The sequence below is a fragment of the Paenarthrobacter ilicis genome, from assembly GCF_016907545.1.
Taxonomy (GTDB): domain Bacteria; phylum Actinomycetota; class Actinomycetes; order Actinomycetales; family Micrococcaceae; genus Arthrobacter; species Arthrobacter ilicis.
In genome coordinates this window covers 2,986,057-3,009,234 of the sequence record NZ_JAFBCD010000001.1, presented here as the reverse complement: position 1 = coordinate 3,009,234, position 23,178 = coordinate 2,986,057, and the positions used below count along the sequence as shown (strand labels likewise).

The 23,178-nt window shown below is 63.7% G+C and carries 21 protein-coding genes; 18 read left to right on the top strand and 3 right to left on the bottom strand.

The genetic code is table 11. The features are described 5' to 3' along the window. Positions 1–149: 149 nt before the first annotated feature. Positions 150–1,490 (bottom strand): isochorismate synthase, encoded by a 1,341-nt coding sequence (locus tag JOE60_RS13750; RefSeq protein ID WP_167263773.1) that lies wholly within the window; start codon positions 1,488–1,490, stop codon positions 150–152. Positions 1,491–1,581: 91 nt separating this feature from the next. Between JOE60_RS13750 and JOE60_RS13745 the strand changes: the two genes are divergently transcribed. The 4 genes from JOE60_RS13745 to JOE60_RS13730 all read left to right on the top strand — a co-directional run bounded on the left by JOE60_RS13745 (position 1,582) and on the right by JOE60_RS13730 (position 6,344). After that, positions 1,582–2,343 carry a demethylmenaquinone methyltransferase gene (locus tag JOE60_RS13745; RefSeq protein WP_167263771.1) on the top strand — a complete coding sequence of 254 codons (762 nt, stop codon included), beginning with the start codon at positions 1,582–1,584 and terminating at the stop codon, positions 2,341–2,343. Positions 2,344–2,371: 28 nt separating this feature from the next. Next, positions 2,372–3,715: a geranylgeranyl reductase family protein gene (locus JOE60_RS13740; RefSeq protein ID WP_167263769.1), complete on the top strand. Its 1,344-nt coding sequence runs from the start codon at positions 2,372–2,374 to the stop codon at positions 3,713–3,715. Between the two features lie 9 nt (positions 3,716–3,724). Beyond that, positions 3,725–4,828 (top strand): polyprenyl synthetase family protein, encoded by a 1,104-nt coding sequence (locus JOE60_RS13735; protein ID WP_167263767.1) that lies wholly within the window; start codon positions 3,725–3,727, stop codon positions 4,826–4,828. A 604-nt stretch (positions 4,829–5,432) separates the two neighbouring features. Then, positions 5,433–6,344 carry a type IV toxin-antitoxin system AbiEi family antitoxin domain-containing protein gene (locus JOE60_RS13730; protein WP_167263765.1) on the top strand — a complete coding sequence of 304 codons (912 nt, stop codon included), beginning with the start codon at positions 5,433–5,435 and terminating at the stop codon, positions 6,342–6,344. 12 nt (positions 6,345–6,356) lie between these two features. On the opposite strand, the gene JOE60_RS13725 is transcribed toward JOE60_RS13730, so the two are convergent. After that, positions 6,357–6,779, bottom strand: a complete 423-nt coding sequence (locus JOE60_RS13725) for a hypothetical protein (RefSeq protein ID WP_167263764.1) — start codon at positions 6,777–6,779, stop codon at positions 6,357–6,359. Between the two features lie 13 nt (positions 6,780–6,792). Further along, positions 6,793–7,464 carry a trimeric intracellular cation channel family protein gene (locus tag JOE60_RS13720; protein ID WP_167263762.1) on the bottom strand — a complete coding sequence of 224 codons (672 nt, stop codon included), beginning with the start codon at positions 7,462–7,464 and terminating at the stop codon, positions 6,793–6,795. A 62-nt stretch (positions 7,465–7,526) separates the two neighbouring features. On the opposite strand from JOE60_RS13720, the gene JOE60_RS13715 reads away from it, so the two are divergent. The 14 genes from JOE60_RS13715 to JOE60_RS13650 all read left to right on the top strand — a co-directional run bounded on the left by JOE60_RS13715 (position 7,527) and on the right by JOE60_RS13650 (position 23,118). After that, on the top strand, positions 7,527–8,228 hold the full coding sequence (locus JOE60_RS13715) for a sirohydrochlorin chelatase (protein ID WP_167263761.1): 702 nt from the start codon (positions 7,527–7,529) through the stop codon (positions 8,226–8,228). Positions 8,229–8,314: 86 nt separating this feature from the next. Then, entirely contained in the window at positions 8,315–10,051 is a 1,737-nt protein-coding gene (locus JOE60_RS13710) for a nitrite/sulfite reductase (RefSeq protein ID WP_167263760.1), read from the top strand. Then, positions 10,048–10,767, top strand: coding sequence for a phosphoadenylyl-sulfate reductase (locus tag JOE60_RS13705; protein WP_167263759.1), 720 nt, complete (start codon positions 10,048–10,050; stop codon positions 10,765–10,767). Before JOE60_RS13710 ends, JOE60_RS13705 begins: the two co-directional genes overlap by 4 nt. Further along, positions 10,764–11,696, top strand: a complete 933-nt coding sequence (cysD, locus tag JOE60_RS13700; RefSeq protein ID WP_167263758.1) for a sulfate adenylyltransferase subunit CysD — start codon at positions 10,764–10,766, stop codon at positions 11,694–11,696. The genes JOE60_RS13705 and cysD overlap by 4 nt, the downstream gene beginning before the upstream one ends. Then, entirely contained in the window at positions 11,697–13,115 is a 1,419-nt protein-coding gene (locus JOE60_RS13695) for a sulfate adenylyltransferase subunit 1 (RefSeq protein ID WP_167263757.1), read from the top strand. 85 nt (positions 13,116–13,200) lie between these two features. Further along, positions 13,201–14,154: a homocysteine S-methyltransferase gene (gene mmuM / locus JOE60_RS13690; protein ID WP_167263756.1), complete on the top strand. Its 954-nt coding sequence runs from the start codon at positions 13,201–13,203 to the stop codon at positions 14,152–14,154. 153 nt (positions 14,155–14,307) lie between these two features. After that, positions 14,308–15,450, top strand: a complete 1,143-nt coding sequence (locus JOE60_RS13685) for an ABC transporter substrate-binding protein (protein ID WP_167263755.1) — start codon at positions 14,308–14,310, stop codon at positions 15,448–15,450. Between the two features lie 95 nt (positions 15,451–15,545). Then, complete coding sequence (locus JOE60_RS13680) at positions 15,546–16,277, top strand: ABC transporter ATP-binding protein (RefSeq protein ID WP_167263753.1); 732 nt, start codon at positions 15,546–15,548, stop codon at positions 16,275–16,277. Further along, positions 16,267–17,211: an ABC transporter permease gene (locus JOE60_RS13675; protein WP_167263746.1), complete on the top strand. Its 945-nt coding sequence runs from the start codon at positions 16,267–16,269 to the stop codon at positions 17,209–17,211. The genes JOE60_RS13680 and JOE60_RS13675 overlap by 11 nt, the downstream gene beginning before the upstream one ends. 424 nt (positions 17,212–17,635) lie before the next feature. Beyond that, positions 17,636–18,193 carry a dihydrofolate reductase family protein gene (locus JOE60_RS13670; protein ID WP_167263744.1) on the top strand — a complete coding sequence of 186 codons (558 nt, stop codon included), beginning with the start codon at positions 17,636–17,638 and terminating at the stop codon, positions 18,191–18,193. Positions 18,194–18,262: 69 nt separating this feature from the next. Beyond that, positions 18,263–19,309, top strand: a complete 1,047-nt coding sequence (locus JOE60_RS13665; protein ID WP_167263742.1) for an LLM class flavin-dependent oxidoreductase — start codon at positions 18,263–18,265, stop codon at positions 19,307–19,309. Positions 19,310–19,335: 26 nt separating this feature from the next. Then, complete coding sequence (locus JOE60_RS13660; protein ID WP_167263740.1) at positions 19,336–20,247, top strand: glutaminase; 912 nt, start codon at positions 19,336–19,338, stop codon at positions 20,245–20,247. Between the two features lie 106 nt (positions 20,248–20,353). After that, a complete protein-coding gene (cobA, locus tag JOE60_RS13655) occupies positions 20,354–21,631 on the top strand; it encodes a uroporphyrinogen-III C-methyltransferase (protein ID WP_167263738.1) in 1,278 nt (425 codons plus the stop codon). Positions 21,632–21,651: 20 nt separating this feature from the next. Then, the gene (locus tag JOE60_RS13650; protein WP_167263736.1) at positions 21,652–23,118 is read left to right on the top strand and encodes an FAD-dependent oxidoreductase; all 1,467 of its coding nucleotides are present in this window, start codon (positions 21,652–21,654) and stop codon (positions 23,116–23,118) included. The last annotated feature ends 60 nt before the right edge of the window (positions 23,119–23,178 follow it).

Here is a 23,178-nt window from a genome sequence, read left to right as displayed (position 1 = left end):
CTTTTGTTGCAATGGATGCTGAACTGAGTCGGTTTTAGTGTAGCGCCGAACGTGAGATGTACATCACAGGAAACTTTGTTTCACTATTGGATAACTACTTTACCCATTTTGCAACCACCCAAAGCAGGTAGCAGTCTGGAATCCCAGATTCAGCGGCGGATGCCCAAAGCCTCGAGCATCGGACGGAACTTGGCCCACGTTTCGGCCAATTCGGCCTCGGGCTGCGAGCCCTCCACAATGCCGCATCCGGCGTAAAGGCGAACGGTGTTGGCGTCTTCAATGACCGCCCCACGAAGTGCAATGCCCCACTCGCCGTTGCCGGCAGCATCCAGCCAGCCCACAGGTCCTGCATACGGGCCGCGGTCCAGATGTTCCAGCTTCCGGATCAGTGCGCCGGCCACCATGGTGGGCGTGCCGCAAACAGCCGCCGTGGGATGCAGCGCATTGATCAGCGCCAGGCAGGTGGGGACGTGGCCCTCAATATCGGCAAGCTCAGCCTTGACGTCCGACGCCAAGTGCCACACGTTGGGCAGCTCCAGGATGAAGGGCTCGCTGTGCGCGTTCATGGCCTCGGAGAAGGGAGCCAACTGGCGCGTCAGGGAGTCAATGGCAATCTCATGCTCGTGCCGCTGCTTTTCCGAGCCCGCCAGGACCCGCTCGGCGTATTCCATGGGAGAGCCTTCCACGCCCTCGGCATCGCGCCGGTCAAGGGTGCCAGCCAGCACGCGGGCCTGGGCTGTCCTGCCCTCCACCTGGATCAGCATCTCTGGCGTGGCACCCACCAGCCCGTCAACGCCGTATGTCCAGCACTCCCTGTACCGGGCAGCAAGCTGGCGCAACACTTCGGCCGCATTGACGCCGTCGGGCAGGGTGGCCACAACATCGCGTGCCAGCACCAGCTTTTCCAACTTGCCCGCGCGGATCTCCTCCACGCCATCGGAAACGGCTTTCATCCAGGCGGCTTCACTCAGGGAACCGTGGCCAAGGTAGCCGTCCGCGGTGGCAGCGGCAGGTGAGGGCCCGACGTCGGACCCTCCTGCCGCGGTGCCCTCACCGTTGGTGCCGCGAAGCCAATGGTCCACGGAATCGAGGACACCGGCCTCGGTGAGGGGGCCGTCGTCGAACGTCAATTGGGTGGCCCACGCGCGGCCGTCGCGGATACCGATGACCAGCTCCGGGAGGATGAGCCGCGAAACATGCGGGGAGGTTTTGGAGAAGGCGAACGAACCAAAAGCCACCGGACCAGTGCCCGGAAGGTCAACGTGGTCCGTGATGTTGGCCTCAAGAATCAGGTGCCGCCACCAGATATCTGCCTCAAGAAAACGCTCGGGACCGGTGGCGTTGAAACGGGTCAGCTCCCCGTAACCGACGAGGCCGGCTTCGCGCCGTGACCAGCAGAGGACGTCATCCCGCACCAGAAACGACGGCAGCCCCCCTGAGGATGGATCAACATCGAGGGGGACTGTCAAGGTGCGAAGCGTGCTCGTCATGATGGAACAACAGTACTCCCGCGGACAAGCAGTTTCTCAGCCGACTTCTACAGCGCAGCAAAGTCGGCTGAATGTCTGAGACAATTACAGGGTGAACCGAGCATCCTTGGAAAAGCGTCCGGACGAAGTTGCGACGATGTTTGACGATGTCGCGCCAAAATACGATGTCGTCAATGACGTCCTGTCCATGGGGCAGACCCGGCGTTGGCGCCGGATCGTGGTGGACGCCATGGATGTGAAGAAGGGCCAGAAGGTCCTGGACCTCGCCGCCGGAACCGGCACGTCAAGCGAACCGTACGCTGATGCAGGCGTTGACGTGGTTGCCTGCGACTTCTCCCTGGGCATGCTCAAGGTAGGCAAGCGCCGCCGCCCGGACATCGACTTCATTGCCGGTGACGCCACCAACCTGCCGTTCGCGGACAACAGCTTTGATGCCTCCACCATCTCCTTCGGCTTGCGCAACGTTGTTGAACCCAAGAAGGCCCTGCAGGAAATGCTCCGCGTTACCAAGCCCGGTGGACGCCTGGTCATCGCCGAGTTCTCCCACCCCGTGGTGCCGCTGTGGCGCAACCTCTACACCGAGTACCTGATGCGTGCGCTTCCCGCGATCGCCACCAAGGTGTCCTCCAACCCGGACGCGTACGTATACCTCGCTGAGTCCATCCGCGCCTGGCCGGACCAGGACCACTTGGCCCAGTGGCTCACCGAGGCCGGCTGGACTGACGTGACCTACCGCAACCTCAGTGGCGGCATTGTTGCCGTGCACCGTGCGCAGAAGCCCGCCGAGCACCGCGAAAGTGTTCCCGTGGCCAAGCTGCGCCGCCAGATCAAGCCCCGCCACCAGGCCGACTGACTTTTTCTGCCTGCTGATTTAGGACGACGTGAAAGTACTGATTGTTGGTGCGGGCCCGGCCGGGTCCACCGCCGCGTATTACCTCGCCCAGGCCGGCATTGATGTCACAGTCCTGGAAAAAACCGCTTTCCCCCGCGAAAAGGTCTGCGGGGACGGACTCACTCCCAGGGCTGTCCGCGAGATCCAGAAGCTCGGGCTTCCGCATGCTGTGGAGGAGGGGTGGCGGCGCAACAAGGGCCTCCGCCTGATCGCCGGCGGGCGCACCATTGAACTGCCGTGGCCCGAAGTCGCCGATTTCCCCACGTACGGCCTGATCCGCACCCGCTTGGGCTTCGACGAGGACTTGGCCCGCCACGCGCAGGCCGTCGGAGCCGCCGTGCTGGAACGCCACAGTGTCACGTCCGTGCTGCGCGCCGACGACGGCCGGGTCATCGGCGCAACCGCCGCGATCCTTCACGAGTCCGGACGCAAGACGGGCCAAACGCAAGACTTCCACGCCGACGTCGTGCTCGCTGCGGACGGCAACTCCACCCGCACGGCCGTCTCCATGGGGATGCACAAGCGGGACGATCGTCCGCTGGGCGTCGCAGTCCGCACCTACTTCACCTCGCCCCGCCACGAGGACGACTGGATGGAAGGCTGGCTGGAACTGCCCGGCAAATCCGGCAAGCCACTGCCCGGCTACGGCTGGGTCTTCGGCGTCGGGGACGGCACCTCCAACGTAGGCCTGGGCATCCTGAACTCCTCCAAGGAATTCGGGAAGCTGGACTACAAGCAGGTTCTGCGCGAATGGACTGCCGGCATGCCCTCCGAGTGGGGCTTCACTCCGGAAAACCAGGTAGGGGAGATCCGCGGCGCTGCGCTGCCCATGGGCTTCAACCGCACGCCGCACTACTCACCGGGCCTCATGCTGCTGGGCGATGCCGGCGGAATGGTGTCCCCGTTCAACGGTGAGGGCATTTCCTACGCCATGGAGTCTGCACGGTTCGCGGCTGAGTTCATCATTGATGCTTCTTCGCGGTCGGCTTCAGCCGGTTGGTCCACGCACGACGCCGATACCCACCTTTCGCGGTACGCGGACTATGTGCGGGACCAGTGGGGATCGCACTTCACGCTGGGACGGCTCTTTGCCTCGCTGATCGGAAAGCCAGCTGTGATGAAGCTGGCCCTGAGGACCGGCATGCCCATTCCGGTGCTGATGCGCTTTGTGGTCCGCATGCTGGCCAACCTCACGGACCCCTCCGCCAAGGGCTTCGAGGACCGTGTGATCCGGGTCCTGGAGATGCTTGTTCCGGCCACGTCCAACACCTCTTCGTCCGGCGTCTTGACGGCCGCTGGCTCCGACACCGCGGTTTCCGCAACAACTAGTTAGGGTTAACCCGTGACGAACTCTGCCGAACACAGTTGGACGCATGCCGGGCACGGCTTGCCGGACTCCACCGAGCCCTCTCTGGACACCACTGCCATAGCCACGGGGCTCCAGCTGCCTGCCGGTTTTGCTGCCATCGCAGCCGATGCCGAACTCGGCCCTGCCATCACCAACAACCTCGCCCGGGTTGAAAAGAAGCTCCGCGAAGCGATCTCCAACTCGGACCCCTTGGCCGATGCCACCTCGCGGCACCTGGTGGAAGCCGGGGGCAAGCGGATCCGTCCGCTGCTGGCCCTCCTCTGCGCACACCTCGGCGATGATTCGCGTCCGGAAGTGGTCCAGGCGGCCGTTGTGGTGGAGCTGACCCACCTGGCAACGCTGTACCACGACGACGTCATGGACTCCGCGCCGTACCGCCGTGGTGCTCCCACAGCGCACGAAGTGTGGGGCAACTCAGTCGCCATCCTCACCGGTGACCTCATCTTTGCCCGCGCCTCCATCCTGGTGTCAGAGCTCGGCTCCCGCGCACTGGGTATCCAGGCCCGGACGTTCGAACGCCTGTGCCTGGGGCAGCTCCACGAAACCGTGGGACCGCGCGAGGACGAAGATCCCGTGGAGCACTACCTCTCCGTGATCGCGGACAAGACCGGCTCGCTGGTAGCCGCGTCCGGCCAGTTGGGTGCGATCTTCTCCGGCGCCGACGAGTCCTACGAAGACCTCCTGGTGGAATACGGCGAGAAGGTTGGCGTGGCCTTCCAACTTGCCGACGACGTCATTGATGTCACCGGCGTGAAGGTTAAGTCGGGCAAATCCCCGGGCACGGACCTCCGCGAAGGCGTACCCACCCTCCCCGTGCTGTTGCTCCGCCGTGATGCTGCCGCGGGGGACACCTCCGCTGCAGCACTCCTGGAACTGATCGACGGGGACCTGTCCTCCGACGCCGCCTTGGCCGAAGCTGTGGAAGGGCTGCGGGAACACCCCGTCACCAATGAGTCTTGGAAGATCGCACGGCAGTGGGCTGCTGAGGCCGTTGCCGCTTTGGCCCCGTTGCCTGAGGGAATCGTCAAGGACTCGCTCACCAACTTTGCCCACGCTGTGGTGGACCGCAGCAGCTAACACCTACGCACCGCTTCGCAAAGGCAGGTGTCCGGCCCTCCAAGGCCTGGATGCCTGCCTTTGTTGTTTGCCGGGGTGGGGTGGGGCCTTGGCACCCGTTCCGCCACCACCAACTTTGACCGGCTGGCCCACGGAACAGCGGCGGATGGGCGGTGTGTCGTGCTCCAGAAGTTCCAAAGTGGGTGGTGGCGGCACAGGGAAATCCGAGTGGAAGCCAGCCGCCTTGAAGGTAGGGGGTGTTAAACGGAATGGCCCCGGTCCGCTGCAACGTCACGAGTCATACGCTGCACCGAACCGGGACCACAATCTCCGTTCGCATCAGATCCACCGGAGGCATTTAGTGGATCCGTGAATAGCTTATGACAACCCTGTCATAAATGCAACGCGCAGGGTCAAATGATTTTCTTGGAAGTCGCACAGAGGATTACAGGCAGGGGCTTGCCTCAGCCACCTACTTTGAACTGGCGGGAGCCGCGACACGCCGTGCCACAGGACCAAAGGAGCCCAAAGGCGTGCAAAGTGGGTGGCGGCGGCACGGGGGAGTTATCCACATACGTTGAATCGCACATCCCTTTGGCTGCACAGGGATGCCAATCCTTGGCACATGGACATCACAGATTTCCTCAGGAGCCGCCACGGCGTAGCCACCACTGGCTCCCTCCGCAAGGCTGGATTCACTCGGCGGGCGGTGGCCAGCGCCTTGGATGCTGGGTTAATTGGCCGGCTCCATCGGGGCGTGTACACAGGTCAGGATGCAGATACGGATGTCGAGGCTGCCTTCCGGGCCAATGGCCTCATTACCTGCGTTTCAGCAGCTCGTTTCTATCGGCTGTGGAGCCTCGGCAACCCCGGCTCTCTCCATCTGAGCTGCAGCACGGGCCTGAAACGGAGAAACATCATCCACCACGGCGCGTGCCTTCACCCGGCCCACTCGTATCTACCTGTTGCAGGGGTGGCGGATGTCCTGCTTCATGCCATCAGGTGCCTGCCGGAGATTGAAGCGTTGGTCATGGTGCAGAGCGCGGTGTCCCAGGCCCTGCTGTCCGTCCCCTTCCTGGCGGACAAGCTGAATGGCAACAGGAATGGGAAGGCGCGGGAACTACTGGACCTGGTCCTTCCCCGTGCGGACTCGCTACTTGAGGTGCTGGCCCATACACACTTCACTCGAGCAGGTCTCCGGGTCCGTATGCATGTGGACGTGCCCGGGGTGGGAGAAGTGGACTGTCTGGTCAATGAATGCCTGATTGTAGAACTCGACGGCGGCACCCACCTGGAGCCGAGACAGGCCAGGAAGGATCAATACCGGAACAACGCAGGCATGAGTGGTGGACTGCTGAGCCTCCGCTACTACTACGCAGACGTGGTCCATCATCCTCAGCGGATGGTGGACGAAGTCCTGGTGGTTCTTCGGAACAGGGAGGCCGGCCGTTTCGGCCCGGTCCGGTGGTGGCGGATTGAGGAGGGGAACAAAACAGCCCCCGCCGGACCCGTTGAGGGACCAGCAGGGGCTGCCTGAAACAGGGTGTACCTAGTCTTCGTCGTTGAATGCCCAGTCGAACATGTCAAAGACGAACTCGGAGAAGGTGCCTTCCTCGCTCTTCCATTGCCCGCGGGCGTTGTTCCTGCGCCACACAATGGGATCCGGGACGCCGAGGTCCACGGTGCGGAAGCCCCACGTGAATTGTTCGTCCTCGTCCTCCAGGAACATGAGGAAGCCTTCGTCATCAACTTCAAGTTCCTCGGGGTCCCAGAAGTAGTGGTATGCCTCCATGATGTCCTCGCAACCGCCCACGGCAAGGTAGAACTCGCGCAGGACCAGTGGGATGGTGAAGGAGTGATCGGCCAGGGAATCGTCCAGTTCGCCGGGCGTCAGGCCGTCTTCTTCCTGCCATTCATCCTCGAGATACTTTGGGACCAGAGCGCGGAACTTCTCGAGGAACATGTCAGTCATGCTCTAATCCTAACTAATCCCGGGTGCCCGAAATTGCGCCCGATCCGCTGCCGGGCCTATGCCATCCGCGGACAGCCAGCGGCACGTACCAGCTGCGTCGCCAAGCGGTGACCCGGAAGGCGAAAACCACCGCGGCGATCAAGCACGCAGTGAGTCCGGTGAACACTCCCAGGTTCCACAACAGGGTGGTCAGTCCGGCGCCCACAAAGGCGGGGAGGGCGTAAATGTCGCGGTTATTGAACAGGGTGGGAATCTCGTTGGCGGTGATGTCGCGCAACAGGCCGCCGCCCACGGCCGTGGTGACGCCCAAAAGGATGGCGGCAACCGGGTTCATGCCCGCGCCGATCGCCTTCAGCGTTCCGGTGATGCAGAACAGCGCCAACCCGCCGGCGTCGAACAGTGTCAGCAGTGAGGTGTACCGCTGCACTGAGGAAAACAGGAAATAGACCAACAGCGCGGCCAGCAACGGGGGAGCCAGGTACGCCGGATTGGTGAACGCGATGGGCGGGCCCGTGTTGATGATGATGTCGCGGATCACGCCGCCGCCCAAGGAAACGATCGAGGCGAGCAGGACCGAGCCCACAATGTCGAACTGATTGCGGGCTGCCAGCAGGGACCCTGAGACCGCGAAGAAGAACACGCCCACCAAATCGAGCCACAAAAGAACAATGTCAATGGAAATCAAGGTGGCGGTTCTTTCTCAGCGTGCTTCACAACAGGTGCTGGCTCAACGTTACGCTAGCTCCCATGAACAGCCCTGTTTTGATTGCCTGCGCCCATGGAACCCGCAACCCGGTTGGCCAGGCGGCTATCCGCAAAGTCATGGCCGAGATCGGGGAACTGCGCCCCGGACTTCAGGTTGTTGAGGCTTACGTCGACGTTCAGGAACCCGAGTTGGGCGGGGTGGTGGAGGGCCTCCCGGAGGGGACCGACGCCGTCGTCGTGCCGTTGTTGCTGTCCACTGGTTTCCACATCAAAGTGGACGTCCCCAAGGCGATCAAGAGCCGGCCCGAGGTTGTGGCCGCAAGGCCGCTGGGGCCTGATCCGCGGCTGGCCGAGCTGCTTGCCACCCACTTGCGGGCGGCCGGCCTGGAGGAGAACGACGGCGTGTTGCTGGCTGCCGCCGGATCCTCCCTTCCGGACGGCTCCATTGATTCGGAAGAGCAGGCGCGCCTCCTCGGCGGCTTGCTGCCCAACAAAGTACGGGTTGCGTACGGCGCCAGCGCCCAGCCAACGGTGCCCGACGGCGTTGCCTCCTTGCGCGCCGAACTCGCCGCGGACGGGAACAACGGAAGGGTCTTCATTGCTTCCTACCTCCTGGCGACCGGTTACTTCCACGATCAGCTGGCCAAATCCGGCGCGGACGTCATCGCGGCTCCGTTGCTGCCTTCCAAGGTGCTCGCGGAGATTGCACTGGAAAGGTACGACGCCGTCCTTGCAAGGCAATAGGGGCATTCGTGACGAAATGTTTCCCTAGGTGACTTAGCATTTCCGGACCTTTGCTGGCGAAAACTGGCCACACCTACCCTCGATATATGACAGATACAGCTGTAGCCGGTGGGTCCGCGGAGACCGCCAAGCGCCCGGCGCGCACCCGCCCTGCCGCCAAGCCCCACGGCCAGTGGAAGGTTGACGGCACCACGCCCCTCAATGCCAACGAAACCTGGAAGCAGGATGACAACGGGCTCAACGTCCGTGAGCGCATTGAGTCTGTCTATTCCAAAGAGGGTTTCGACTCGATTGAAGGTACAGACCTGCACGGCCGCTTCCGCTGGTGGGGCCTGTACACGCAGCGGAAACCCGGGATCGACGGCGGCAAGACGGCCACGCTGGAGCCGCACGAGCTCGAAGACAAGTACTTCATGCTGCGCGTTCGCATCGACGGCGGTGCGCTGAGCACCGAGCAGCTGCGAGTGATCGGCCAGATTTCCGTGGACTTTGCACGGGGTTCCGCTGACCTCACGGACCGACAGAACATCCAGCTGCACTGGATCCGCGTTGAGGACGTCCCGGAGATCTGGCGACGCCTTGAGGGGATCGGCCTGTCCACCACTGAAGCTTGCGGCGACGTTCCCCGCGTCATCCTTGGCTCCCCGGTGGCGGGCATCGCAAAGGACGAGATCATCGATCCCACGCCGCTGATCCACGAGCTCGCCGAGCGTTTCATTGGCGACCCCGAGCTGGCCAACCTGCCGCGCAAATACAAGACCGCCATCACCGGGCACCCGTCCCAGGACGTGGTGCACGAGATCAACGACTTCGCACTGGTTGGCGTGATCCACCCCGAACTTGGCGCCGGCTACGACCTCTGGGTTGGCGGCGGCCTGTCCACCAACCCCCGCTTGGCCGAACGCCTGGGTGTGTTCGTCTCCGCTGACGTTGCCGCTGAAGTATGGCTGGGCGTCACCAGTATCTTCCGCGATTACGGTTACCGCCGCATGCGCACCAAGGCACGCCTGAAGTTCCTCATGAACGACTGGGGACCGGCCAAGTTCCGCCAGATCCTCGAAGACGAATACCTCGGCTTCAAGCTTCCCGACGGTCCGGCCGCGCCCAAGCCAACCTCGCCCGGTGACCACATTGGTGTCCACGAACAGAAGGACGGCAAGTTCTTCATCGGTGTGACCCCCACTGTTGGGCGCACGTCCGGCGAGGCACTTGTTACGCTGGCGGACACTTTGGAGAAGCACGGCAGCTACCGCCTGCGCACAACTCCCCACCAGAAGCTGGTGATCCTGGATGTTGCCAAGGAACAGGTGGAGCCGCTCATCGCCGAACTGGACACCTTGGGCCTTTCCGCCCGGCCGTCCGTGTTCCGCCGTGGCACCATCGCCTGCACTGGCATCGAGTTCTGCAAGCTGGCCATCGTGGAAACCAAGGTCACCGCAGCCACTGCCATCGCTGAACTGGAACGCCGCCTGGCGGACCTGGTGGAGACCAAGCAGCTTCCCCAGGCACTGTCCCTGCACATCAACGGCTGCCCCAACTCCTGCGCCCGCATCCAGACAGCGGACATCGGTTTGAAGGGCATGATGCTGCCGACGCCCGACGGCGACCCCACCCCGGGTTTCCAGGTCCACCTCGGTGGCGGGCTGGCCAACAACGAACGCGAAGAGGCCGGATTGGGGCGCACCGTCCGTGGCCTCAAGGTCACGGTGGAAAACCTGCCTGACTACGTGGAGCGTGTGGTCCGTAAGTTCGTCGCCGTGGGCGCCGAGGGCCAGACCTTCGCCGAGTGGGCACACTCCGTAGATGAAGGAGACTTGCAGTGACCGTAGCTGTAGCCCTCAAGCGTTCCAACGACGAGCTCAAGGCCCTGGCTGAAGCAGGCGCGGCCGAGCTCGGCTGGAACGCCACCGCCTCCGAAGCGATTGCCTGGGTGGCCCGCAACTTTGAACTGCCCGCCGTCACGGTGGCTTGCTCCATGGCCGACGCCGTCCTGCCGGCGCTGGTGGCGGACCAGCTTCCCGGCGTCGACGTCTTGTTCCTGGAAACCGGCTACCACTTCAAGGAAACGCACCAGACCCGCGATGAAGTGGCAGCAAACCTGCGCGTCAACGTGGTGGACGTCCTTCCGGGGAACACGGTGGAGCAGCAGGACCGGTTGCTGGGCAAGGACCTGTTTGCCCGCGACCCCGCCCAGTGCTGCGCACTGCGCAAGGTCCAGCCCCTGCGCCGCTCCTTGACTGGCTATGAAGTATGGTTCACGGGTGTCCGCCGCGACGAGGCACCTACCCGGACCAACACGCCAATCATCACGTGGGACGAAGGTTTCGGCCTGGTCAAAGTGAACCCGATGGTGGACTGGACCTTCGATCAACTGATCGAGTACTCCGAGGACAACATCCTCCCCGTCAATCCACTCCTGAGCCAGGGTTACCCATCAATCGGTTGCCAGCCCTGCACCCGCCAGGTTGCCCCGGGAGAAGACCCCCGCGCCGGCCGCTGGTCAGGATCCGACAAGACAGAATGCGGACTACACACATGAGCACCTTCACAAGCAGCGAGGACCTCGCGTTGAACCAGCGCCTCTCCTCACTGGACACCCTTGAGTCCGAGGCCATCCACATCATCCGCGAAGTGGTTGCCGAGTTCGAAAAGCCCGCGCTGCTTTTCTCCGGTGGCAAGGACTCCGTGGTCATGCTGCACCTGGCCACCAAGGCATTCTGGCCCGGCAAGGTTCCGTTCCCGGTGCTGCACGTGGACACAGGACACAACTTCCCGGAGGTCATCGACTTCCGTGACCGCACCGTTGAGCGCCTTGGCCTGAAGCTTGTGGTGGGTTCCGTGCAGGAGTTCATTGACAGCGGCGAACTGGCCGAGCGTGCCGATGGAACCCGCAACCCGCTGCAGACAGTTCCCTTGCTGGACGCCATCCAGAAGAACAAGTTCGACGCCGTCTTCGGTGGCGGACGCCGCGACGAGGACAAGGCCCGCGCCAAGGAACGCATCCTCAGCCTCCGCGACGAGTTCGGCCAGTGGGACCCGCGCAACCAGCGCCCCGAGCTGTGGAACCTGTACAACGGCCGCCACACTGTGGGCCAGCACGTCCGCGCGTTCCCCATCAGCAACTGGACCGAGCTGGACATCTGGCGCTACATCGAGCGGGAGAACATCGAGCTTCCCGGCCTCTACTACGCCCACGAGCGCGACGTGTTTGCCCGCGACGGCATGTGGCGTGCGGTGGGCGAGGTTTCCCAGCCGCTGCCGCACGAGGAAGTCATCACCAAGCTGGTGCGCTACCGCACGGTGGGTGACATGTCCTGCACAGGTGCTGTGGAATCCGATGCCCGCACCGTGGCCGACGTCGTTGTTGAAGTCGCCGCCTCCACCCTGACCGAACGTGGCGCCACCCGAGCAGATGACCGCATCTCCGAGGCAGCCATGGAAGACCGCAAGAAGGACGGCTACTTCTAAATGAGCACCGAGACACTGGCTGGCGCGCTGGAAACAGCACTGCCCACAACCCTGTTCCGTTTTGCCACTGCCGGATCGGTGGACGACGGCAAGTCCACTTTGGTGGGCCGCCTCCTTCACGACTCCAAGGCCATCCTCGCCGACACTCTGGACGCAGTGGCACGCACCTCTGCGGACCGAGGCTTCGGTGGCGAAAAGGGCGGAATCGACCTGGCTCTCCTCACGGACGGCCTCCGCGCCGAACGCGAGCAGGGCATCACCATCGATGTGGCCTACCGCTACTTTGCTACCGATCGCCGCAGCTTCATCCTGGCGGACTGCCCCGGCCACGTTCAGTACACCAAGAACACGGTGACCGGCGCGTCTACTGCGGATGCCGTCGTCGTGCTCATTGACGCCCGGAAGGGCGTACTGGAGCAGACGCGCCGACACCTGTCCGTGCTGCAGTTGCTGCGGGTTGCCCACGTCATTGTGGCTGTGAACAAGATCGACCTGGTGGACTTCAGCGAGCAGGTGTTCCGCGACATCGAAGCGGACGTGCAGAAGGTTGCCCGCGAGCTTGGCCTTGGACGCGAAGATTCAACTGCGGGTGGCGTCACCGATCTTTTCGTGGTTCCTGTGTCAGCACTGGATGGCGACAACGTGGTGGACCGCTCGGATCGCACCCCTTGGTACTCCGGTCCGGCGCTGTTGGAGGTCCTGGAGACCCTGCCCGCGGCGGACGAGCTTGAGGCAGACCTGGAGAGCTTCCGCTTCCCCGTGCAGCTGGTGATCCGTCCGCAGGGCGCGCTGGCACCCGATGCTGTTGCCGCCGGGCTGGATGTGGAGGAGTACCGCGACTACCGCGCCTACGCCGGCCAGATCACCGAAGGTTCGGTGAAGGTGGGTGACGCCGTGAGCGTCATCAGCCCGGGCCATGAGCCGCGCACCACCACGGTGGTTGGCATCGACTTTGCCGGCCAGTCGCTGGACGAGGCAGCAGCTCCGCAGTCAGTGGCAGTGCGGTTGGCTGACGAGATCGACATCGCCCGCGGCGACACCATTGCCGCTGCGGGGACGGTGCGCGAGAGCACCGCTGACCTGTACGCATCGCTGGCCTGGCTGTCGCCAAAGCCACTGCGCGAAGGCCAGAAGGTGCTTGTGAAGCACGGTACCCGCACGGTCCAGGCTTTGGTCCGCAACGTCACCGGCAAGCTGGATTTGGCCACGTTCAACGTTGAGCCTGCGTCCACGCTGGAGCTCAACGACATTGGGCATGCCCAGCTTCGGCTGGCCGCGGCGTTGCCGTTGGAGAACTACCTGCACCACCGCCGCACCGGAGCTTTCCTGGTGATCGACCCCATTGATGGAAATACCCTTGCCGCCGGACTGGTCAAGGACCACCCCGGTGACCATGAGGACGAACGTTACGTCATCTAGGGTCACACGTCGTCACAAACCGCAGCTTGTCCGCGGCTCCCACGTGGGGTCCGGGCAGGCTGCGGTTCTGCCTTAAGGAGCATGCATGCCACAGAACACCACCCTCAGCACCCTCGTGGACGCCGGCGAACGCCTGGTCCTGGATGGCGCCCTGGCCACTGAACTTGAGGCCCACGGCTGCAACCTGGAGGATCCGCTGTGGTCCGCCAAAGTCCTTTTGGAGCAGCCGCACCTGATCAAGCGGGTGCACCGGGATTATTACGACGCCGGCGCCTCGGTGGCGATCACGGCCAGCTACCAGGCAACTCCGGACGGTTTTGCCCGCCGCGGGCTGTCGGCGCAGGAATCACTGGACCTGGTGGCGCTCAGTGTCCGATTGGCTGATGAAGCCCGGCAGGAATACCTGGCGGCCAACCCCGGATCCCGCCCCTTGCTGGTAGCGGGTTCCGTGGGGCCTTACGGGGCGTACCTGGCCGACGGGTCCGAGTACCGCGGCGATTACACGCTTTCTCCCGCGGAATTCCGGGATTTCCACCGCCCGCGTATTGCTGCCCTGGTGGAGGCTGGCGCAGATTTCCTGGCCTGCGAGACCCTGCCGTCGTTCGCGGAAGCCGAGGCGTTGCTGGCTCTTGTAGGCGAGTTCGACGTCGAAGCCTGGTTCACGTTTACGCTGCGGGACAGCGCCCACATCAGCGATGGAACGCCGTTGGTGGACGTCGCTGCGCTGCTCGCCGCGGAACCGCGCGTTGCCGCCGTCGGAATTAACTGTGTGCCGCTGGAACTGGTGACGGACGCCCTTGGCACGCTGCAGGAGTTTTCCGATAAACCCCTGGTTGCCTACCCGAACTCGGGCGAGACCTATGACGCCGTCACCAAGACATGGGGGCCGGCCCAGGGCCTCCACGGCGGGGGAACCCTGGCCGGAAACGCGGGCGCATGGCAGGACCGGGGCGCCCTTCTCATAGGTGGGTGCTGCCGCACAACACCGCACGACATTGAAGCTCTAGCGGCCAATATGACGCCAAGTGACCCTGCGTGAACCTTGGTTTCTGCGGGATTGAAGCCGAAATATGACAGTCCCTACTGTGAAGGCATGACCTCTCCGGAATGGTCCTCGCTTGCCCTCGACGGGCGATGTCACGGGGCCTGATCTTCGCCCCGCACGCATCCCACATCTCCGAAGGACCCCATCATGTCGAACACCCCCGAGTCACCCAACCCCGGCACCACCCGCATCGTCGCCGGTGAGACCGCCAAGCCAAAGCGCCGCCGCACCCTGGAGATCGGACTGGCCGTAGGCCTGGTCCTGCTCATCGGCGCGGGCGCCGCAGTTGCATCAGCCGTCAACAACAACAACCAAGCGGCTCCGGCACCCACCACGTCTCCGGCCGCGGAACTCAAGCTCGGTTACTTCAGCAATGTGACCCACGCTCCCGCACTGGTGGGCACCAGCAAGGGCATCATCGCCAAGGATCTTGGCGAGACCAAGCTCAGCACGCAGATCTTCAACGCCGGCCCGGCCGCCATTGAAGCCCTGAATGCCGGCGCAATCGACGCCACCTACATCGGGCCCAACCCGGCCATCAACTCCTACGTCAAGAGCAACGGCGAGTCCATCAGCATCATCGCCGGCGCAGCGTCCGGTGGTGCCCAGCTGGTGGTCAAGCCGGAGATCACATCCGCAGCCGACCTCAAGGGCAAGGTGCTCAGCACCCCGCAGCTCGGTGGCACCCAGGACGTTGCCCTTCGCGCCTGGCTGACGGACCAGGGCTACAAAACCAACGTTGACGGCAGCGGGGATGTGAACATCAACCCCACCGAAAATGCGCAGTCGCTGAAGCTCTTCCAGGACGGAAAGCTCGACGGCGCGTGGTTGCCTGAGCCGTGGGCGTCCCGCCTGGTGCTCGAAGCCGGGGCCAAGGTCCTGGTGGATGAGAAGGACCTGTGGGAGAAGGGTGACTTCACCACCACCATCCTGATCGTCAACAAGAAGTTCGCCGCAGAACACCCGGAAACCGTGAAGGCGCTGCTCAAGGGCCACGTGGAATCCGTGAACTGGCTCAACACGGCTTCGGCCGAGGAGAAGGCCACCACCATCAACGCCGTCCTCAAGGACACCGCAGGCAAACCGCTTCCGGCCAACGTAATTGAACGGGCGCTCCAGAACATCAAGTTCACCACCGACCCGCTCGCTGGAACCTACAAGAAGCTCTTGGATGACGGCGTGAAAGCCGGAACCACCAAGCAGGCAGACATCAATGGCATCTTCGACCTCCGGACCCTGAACGAGGTTGAAGGCAAGAAGACCTCGGCCGCGGGTCTTGGCCAGGACTAAGCACTGACAGGCCGGTCCGCTTCCCTCTCCACGAGCGCGAAGCGGGCCGGCCTTCAGCCACATCAGCTCTACCAATCAACACGAAGGACGGGACCATGCCAGTCGTACTCGAGAACCTGGGCAAGCGCTTCGGCAGCGGCGCCCCGGTGCTGGACGACGTCAATGCCACCATCGCGCAGGGCGAGTTCGTCGCGCTCCTCGGTGCGTCCGGCTGCGGCAAGTCCACCTTGCTGAACATCATGGCGGGACTGGAGAAGCCGACGTCGGGCGCCTTGGAGGTTCCCAGCGACGGCGCCGCCTTCATGTTCCAGGACGCCTCCCTCTTTCCGTGGTTGACCGCGCGCGGCAACATCGAACTCGCGTTGCATCTGGCCGACAAGTCCAGCACCAAGGCAAGCCGGCGCCAACGTGCCGGTGAACTGCTGGAACTGGTCCACCTGGGCGGAGCCGGTGACAAGCGCCCCCACGAACTGTCCGGCGGCATGAGGCAGCGCGTTGCCCTGGCCCGTTCCCTGGCCCAGGACCGCCAACTGCTGTTGATGGATGAGCCTTTTGCTGCCTTGGATGCGATCACCCGCGACCTCCTGCACGACGAGCTTGAGCGCATCTGGAAGGAAACCGGCCGGACCATCGTGTTCGTGACCCATAACGTGCGCGAAGCCGTCCGGCTGGGCCAGCGCGTGCTGCTGTTGTCCTCGCGTCCGGGCCGGGTGGTGGCCGAATGGGAAGTCACCGAGGAACACCGGACGGATGCTGGCCGCGCCGGGGAGCTGACCGGTGTCATCACCCGCCGCCTTCGCGAGGAGATCCGCCGCCATGCCAAGTAACCCCATCACCACCGAAGAGCGGGAGCTTGCCGTGACTGACTCCAAAGAACACATCACGTCCCCGTCGCTCAAGGGCAACGCCTCGGAACTGCGGGACCTCGAGGCCGGACTGGACAACCTCCAGTCGGACAACGGCCGTAAGCGCGGCATCGACTGGAAGCGCGTGCTCCTGCCGATCGCCGCCTTGGTGGTCTTGGTGCTGGTGTGGCAGTTCTACGTTTCCCTGGGACTGAAGCGCCGCGACCAGGTCCCCGGGCCGTTGGATGTCCTGGGCCAGCTGGGCGTTCTGTGGAGTGAGGGGAAACTGCAGGAATCCGTGTGGACTTCCCTGCAGAGAGGCCTGGTGGGCTTCCTGATCTCCGTGGTGGTGGCCACGCCTGTGGGGTTGTTGTTGGCACAGGTTGCTCCGTTGCGGCGTGCCTTTGGTCCGCTGATATCCGGCCTTCAGGTGCTGCCGTCCGTGGCATGGGTTCCCGCCGCCATCATCTGGTTCGGACTGACGGACGCCACCGTCTACTTTGTGGTGCTCATGGGCGCGATTCCGTCCATCATCAACGGCCTCATCTCCGGCGTGGACCAGATCCCGCCGCAGTACCGAAGCGTTGGGACAGTCCTCGGGGCGAACCGGCTCCAGATGGCTTTGCAGATTGTCCTCCCCGCCGCACTTCCCGGGTACATCGGCGGGCTGAAGCAGGGGTGGGCCTTCTCCTGGCGCTCCCTGATGGCGGCCGAAATCATCGCTGTGGGAGGAACCATCGGCTTCGGTTTGGGTTCGCTCCTTGACCAGGGGCGTGTGCTCTCCGACATGTCGATCGTCATGGCCGCGATCCTGTTGATCCTGGCCGTGGGCATCCTGATCGAGCTGCTGGTTTTCGGTCCGATCGAGAAGCGCCTGCTGCAGCGCCGCGGCCTCCTGGCCGGCAGCTCCCGCTAACGCCCCTCTCTCACGTCCCGCCGCTTTTTGGCGGTTCCTCTCTCACGTCCCGTCGCTTTTTGGCGGTTCCTCTCTCACGTCCTGCCGTCTTTTGGCGGTTCCTCTCTCACGTCCCGTCGCTTTTTGGCGGTTCCTCTCTCACGTCCCGCCTCCTTCTAGCGGTTCCTCTCTCACGTCCTGCAGTTTGACGCCCGACGGCGACATCCCGCCGTCGGGCTTCTGCGTCACCGGCGCCCTCTGGCCCGGCCCTTTTCGCCCGCTTCTCTCCTGGGGAGTAACGGCGGAAAGGGGGTGTTATGTGAGAGAGGGATGGTGGGGTGGGGGTGTTTTGTGAGAGAGGAACGGCGGAAAGCGGGTGTTATGTGAGAAAGGAACGGCGGAAAAGGGGTGTTATGTGAGAGAGGGGCGGAATTAGACTCGGCGGATGGGCATCCTAACGTTCAGTATCAACGTGACCCTGGACGGCTGCGTCGACCACCGGGAAGGGATCGCGGACGACGAAACGCACGCGCACTTCACCCGGCTCCTGGAACAGGGCGGAGCGATGCTGTGGGGACGCACCACGTACGAAATGATGGAGAGCTACTGGCCCCTTGTGGCGCGCGGGGAGGTGGATGCCCCGCTGGCGCTCCGGGATTGGGCGATCACCCTGGAAGACAAACCCAAGTACGTTGTTTCCAGGACAAGAAGCGACTTCCCTTGGAACAACAGTCACCATCTGGTGGGGGACCTCCGGAGTTCGGTCCAGGCACTCAAGGACGCGACCCCCGATGGTGTGCTTGTTGGAAGCGGGAAGCTGGCCACGGAGCTGGACCGGTTGGACCTGATCGATGAGTACAAGTTCCTGGTCCAGCCCATGATCACGGGCCACGGTCCTACTTTGTACCAGGACGGATTGCCGGGCACCCGGCGTCTCACACTGATCTCCGCCGAACCCTTGAGCAACGGCACAGTGTCCATGCACTACGGGCGGGCAGACTAGGTTCCCGAAAAGAGCAGGCGGCAAAGGGGGCGAAGGAATGCCTCGGCACCAATCCGCGTTATCCCGAACATGCACAACAAACGGATCGGATTCCTTTCTTTCGGGCACTGGGCACGAGTCCCCGGCTCACTGGTACCAACGGCCGGAGACGCCCTGAAACAGGGGATCGACCTTGCCGTGGCCGCGGAAGAGCTGGGAATCGATGGCGCTTTCTTCCGGGTGCACCACTACGCGCGGCAGCAGGCTTCCCCTTTCCCACTGCTCGCCGCCATCGCTGCACGGACCAGCCGCATCGAGATGGGTACCGGCGTGATCGATATGCGTTACGAGAACCCGCTCTACATGGCCGAGGAAGCAGCGGCCACGGACCTCATCAGCGATGGCAGGCTTCAGCTCGGCGTGAGCCGTGGTTCACCCGAGCCCGCCCGGAACGGCGCAGCCACGTTCGGGTACGTTCCTGCTGATGGCGAAGATGGCGGTGACATGGCCCGGCGCCACACGGCCCTCTTCAGGAAAGCCATCGCCGGGCACGGCATTGCGGAGGCGGACAGCCGTTTCGCAGGGGGTGCCAGTGGTTTGTTGCCCATCCAGCCGCAGTCGCCCGGTCTCGGAGAAAGAATCTGGTGGGGCGCCGGAACCCGGAAAACCGCAGTGTGGGCAGCAGAGCAAGGCATGAACCTGATGAGCTCAACCCTGCTGACGGAGGACACGGGAGTTCCGTTCGACCAACTCCAAGCCGAACAGATCAGCCTTTTCCGTGAAGCCTGGGCCGCAGCCGGACATGACTTCGAGCCACGGGTTTCCGTCAGCCGAAGCGTCATTCCCATTGTTGATGACCAGGACAACCACTTCTTCGGACTCCGTGCCCAAGCGGACAGCCAGGACCAGGTGGGCATCCTGGACGGCGCGCAGTCCCGGTTTGGCAAGAGCTACATTGGTGACCCGGACACGTTGGCAGAAGAGCTCGCCAAGGACGCCGCAGTCCAGTCCGCTGATACGGTGCTGCTGACCGTGCCCAACCAACTTGGCGTTGACTACAACGCCAAGCTGCTGGGCAACGTGGCCAAGTACGTCGCTCCGGCTATTGGATGGAGCGCCAATATCGCCGTTCAATGACGAGCGGCCAAAGTAAAGGGTGACCATTGGACATACAGAACCTCCTGGAAGACATCGTGGGAGCGGTTCAACCGCACATCGGCCAAGGCAACGTGGCGGATTACATTCCCCAATTGGGCGCGGTGGACCCGGAGCAGTTCGGCATATCGCTGGTCACCAAAGAGGGCGAAGTCTTTTCGGCCGGGGATGCCCACGTTGAGTTCTCCATCCAAAGCATCTCCAAGGTGTTTGCGCTGGCCTTGGTGCTGGCCGCGGACGGCGACCGCATCTGGAGGCGGGTGTTCCGTGAACCTTCCGGCAACCCGTTCAACTCCTTGGTCCAGTTGGAGAGCGAAGACGGCATTCCCCGCAACCCCTTCATCAACGCCGGTGCAATAGTGGTCACGGACCGCTTGCTGAGCCTCACCGGGGATGCGGCCCACGCTGTGCGCGGAATGATGCGCCAGGAGACGGGCAACAGCGCCGTGGACACGGATCAGCGGGTGGCGTTGTCCGAGCTGGGCAAGGGACACCGGAACGCATCCCTGGCACACTTCCTGGCGAGCTGCGGCAATCTGGAAAACCCGGTGGATGAGGTGTTGGACTCCTACGCGCGCCAGTGTGCCCTTGCCATGACGTGCGAGGACCTGGCGTTGGCCACCCGTTTCCTGGCATCCAATGGCCTGGGCGCGGATGGGCACCTGCTCCTTTCGCCTGCCCAGACCAAGAGGATCAACGCAGTGATGCTGACCTGCGGTACGTACGACGCCGCTGGCGAGTTTGCCTACCGTGTGGGCCTCCCGGGCAAGAGCGGAGTGGGCGGTGGAATCGTGGCCGTGGTGCCCAACAAGTGCGCCATCAGTGTGTGGAGCCCCGGACTTGGACGTTCAGGCAACTCTGTGGCGGGAGTGGCGGCCCTGGACGAGTTCACCACCCGCACGGGGTGGTCCGTCTTCTAGGAGTCACCCGGAATTGGACCAGTAATTTGTGACGTTGGATTACCCAGCGTTACCGGGTGTTTCCGGGCCTTTGAAGCATATTACGGCCCAGCCCTACAGTTTTTTCATGGCAATACAGGACATTTACCCCACCGCGCTGCGGCTGCTCGGCCGCCCGGTGCTGGTGGTGGGCGGCGGACCGGTGGCGGAACGCCGCGCCAAAGGGCTGCTCGACGCCGGCGCGCTGGTCACCGTGGTCGCCCCCGTTGCCACTGAAAACCTCAAAGCACTTCACCACTCGGGCATCCTCACGTGGGAGCCGCGCGAGTACCGCACGGAAGATCTCGACGGCGTCTGGTTCGTTCAGACGGCCACTGGCACTGCCGCCGTGGACACCCAGGTGGCGTCCGACGCCGAGGCGCAGCGGCTGTGGTGCGTCAACGCATCGAACCATGAAGCATCGGCTGCGTGGACGCCGGCCGTGGCGGTGGTGGATGACGTCAGGATCGCCATCAATGCCGGGGGAGACCCGCGCCGCGCCATGGCACTTCGCAACGCCGTAGCCACAGCGCTGGAAACCGGTGACCTGCCTTTGCGGCGTCATCGTAAGCCGGAAACCGACGGCAAGGCCCCGGCCGGTTCGGTGGCCCTTGTGGGCGGCGGTCCCGGCGACTCGGGACTCATCACCGTCCGCGGACGGCGCCTCCTGGGCCAGGCCGACGTCGTGGTGACTGATCGTCTTGGCCCCCGCGAGCTGCTCAACGAGCTGGCCCCGGATGTCCGCGTCATTGAAGTTGGAAAGACCCCCGGCCACCACCCCGTCCCGCAGCTGGAGATCAACCGCATCCTGGTGGAGGAAGCCTTGAAGGGCAACCGGGTGGTCCGCCTCAAAGGCGGCGACCCCTACGTCTTGGGCCGCGGTGGCGAGGAAGCAGAATTCTGCCGGCAGAACGGCGTCGAGGTTGAAGTGGTGTCCGGCGTAACGTCGGCCATTTCCGTTCCGGCGGCAGCCGGCATTCCCGTCACGCACCGGGGCCTGGCCAAGGGGTTCAGCGTGGTCACCGGGCACGAAGAGTTGTCCGAGGTCCCCGCCCGGCCTGACCACACTGTGGTGTTGCTCATGGGAGTGGCCCAATTGCGTGATTCTGCCGCCGCGCTGGCAGGCTCGGGTCTGCCTTCGGACACTCCAGTAGGTATCGTTGAGAACGGGTATTTGCCGGATCAGCGCGTCACCATCGGTACGTTGGGGACCATTGCGGACCAGGCGGAAGCGATCGGCGTGGCCAATCCAGCGGTCATCGTGATCGGCGACGTCGTCCGCGTCAGCCCCTTCGCGCCGCAGCATTTCAGGACCGCTGACTACAGCACCATCACCCCTAATCGCCCGCGCGTTCGCAGTAACTGAGAAGAAGAAGGAACACAGCCGTGTCAATTAGCACTCCCGTAGGTTCTGCGGACCGTCCGCTCCGCGTCGCCGTGATCGGCTCCGGCCCGGCCGGCGTGTACGCAGCAGACATCCTGACCAAGAGCGAGGCCGTGAAAAGCGGCGAGCTCACGGTCAGCATTGACCTCTTTGACCGTTACCCGGCACCCTACGGCCTGATCCGTTATGGCGTTGCCCCGGACCACCCCCGCATCAAGGGGATCGTGAACGCCCTCCACAAGGTGCTGGACCGCGGCGACATCCGATTCTTCGGCAACGTTGATTACGGTACGGATATCTCCATCGAGGACCTCCGTAAGCACTACGACGCCATCATCTTCGCCACGGGCGCCATCAAGGACGCGGACCTGAATATCCCGGGTATTGAGCTTGAGGGTTCCTTTGGCGGCGCCGACTTCGTGTCCTGGTACGACGGGCACCCGGACGTATCCCGCGAATGGCCGCTGGACGCCAAGGAAATCGCCGTGATTGGCAACGGCAACGTGGCACTGGACGTGGCACGGGTGCTGTCCAAGCACGCCGACGACCTCCTGGTCACGGAAATTCCGGACAACGTGTACGCCGGCTTGAAGAACTCCCCGGTTACCGACGTCCACGTTTTTGGCCGCCGTGGCCCGGCGCAGGTCAAGTTCACCCCGTTGGAGCTGCGTGAGCTCTCGCATTCCAAGGACGTGGACATTGTCCTCTACGCCGAGGACTTTGAGTTCGACGAGGAATCCGACCGGCAGATCCAGACCAACAACCAGACCAAGACCATGGTTGGCACCCTCACCAACTGGATTGCGGAGCAGCCGGAGGATCTCTCTGAGCTCACCGCGTCCCGCCGCCTGCACCTGCACTTCCTGCACAGCCCGGTGGAAATCGTGGATTCCGCTGAAACTCCGGGCAAGGTTGCCGGCATCAAGTTCGAGCGCACGGAGCTGGACGGCACCGGCAACGCCCGCGGCACCGGCGAGTACATCGACTACCCGGTCCAGGCCGTGTACCGCTCCATCGGCTACTTCGGCTCTGCCCTGCCGGACGTCGAGTTTGATCACAAGAAGGGCGTAGTGACCAACGACGGCGGCCGCGTACTGGACGCTGACGGCCAGCACGTCCCGGGCCTCTACGCAACGGGTTGGATCAAGCGCGGACCGGTCGGCCTGATTGGCCACACGAAGGGCGATGCCCTGGAAACCGTGACCTACCTGTTGGAAGACCGCAGCAACCTGCCGGTGGCTGAGGTTCCCGCTGCAGACGCTGTGGTGGATCTCTTGGATTCCCGTGGCGTGAAGTTCACCAGCTGGGAAGGCTGGCTGGCGCTGGATGCCCACGAGCTCGCCTTGGGCGCATCGGCTACGGAGGCCGGCACCTCGCATGGTGTTGAGGTCAAGCGTGAGCGCATCAAGGTTGTTCCCCGCGAGGACATGGTGAACATCTCCCGAGATGGGGTTTCCGCGCAGGTCTAAGCGCAGTCCCGAGTTCCTGTAAGGACGTGGTGAAGCCGCTGTTCCGTTGCTTGTCAGCGA

Excerpts from the sequence above, each read along its gene's own strand:
- JOE60_RS13670 (WP_167263744.1), top strand. The coding sequence starts at position 17,636 with ATGGGCATCCTAACGTTCAGTATCAACGTGACCCTGGACGGCTGCGTC.
- JOE60_RS13715 (WP_167263761.1), top strand. The coding sequence starts at position 7,527 with ATGAACAGCCCTGTTTTGATTGCCTGCGCCCATGGAACCCGCAACCCG.
- JOE60_RS13730 (WP_167263765.1), top strand. The coding sequence starts at position 5,433 with ATGGACATCACAGATTTCCTCAGGAGCCGCCACGGCGTAGCCACCACT.
- cobA (WP_167263738.1), top strand. The coding sequence starts at position 20,354 with ATGGCAATACAGGACATTTACCCCACCGCGCTGCGGCTGCTCGGCCGC.
- cysD (WP_167263758.1), top strand. The coding sequence starts at position 10,764 with ATGAGCACCTTCACAAGCAGCGAGGACCTCGCGTTGAACCAGCGCCTC.
- JOE60_RS13675 (WP_167263746.1), top strand. The coding sequence starts at position 16,267 with ATGCCAAGTAACCCCATCACCACCGAAGAGCGGGAGCTTGCCGTGACT.
- JOE60_RS13695 (WP_167263757.1), top strand. The coding sequence starts at position 11,697 with ATGAGCACCGAGACACTGGCTGGCGCGCTGGAAACAGCACTGCCCACA.
- JOE60_RS13750 (WP_167263773.1), bottom strand. The coding sequence starts at position 1,490 with ATGACGAGCACGCTTCGCACCTTGACAGTCCCCCTCGATGTTGATCCA.
- JOE60_RS13685 (WP_167263755.1), top strand. The coding sequence starts at position 14,308 with ATGTCGAACACCCCCGAGTCACCCAACCCCGGCACCACCCGCATCGTC.
- JOE60_RS13665 (WP_167263742.1), top strand. The coding sequence starts at position 18,263 with ATGCACAACAAACGGATCGGATTCCTTTCTTTCGGGCACTGGGCACGA.
- JOE60_RS13680 (WP_167263753.1), top strand. The coding sequence starts at position 15,546 with ATGCCAGTCGTACTCGAGAACCTGGGCAAGCGCTTCGGCAGCGGCGCC.
- JOE60_RS13710 (WP_167263760.1), top strand. The coding sequence starts at position 8,315 with ATGACAGATACAGCTGTAGCCGGTGGGTCCGCGGAGACCGCCAAGCGC.
- JOE60_RS13725 (WP_167263764.1), bottom strand. The coding sequence starts at position 6,779 with ATGACTGACATGTTCCTCGAGAAGTTCCGCGCTCTGGTCCCAAAGTAT.
- mmuM (WP_167263756.1), top strand. The coding sequence starts at position 13,201 with ATGCCACAGAACACCACCCTCAGCACCCTCGTGGACGCCGGCGAACGC.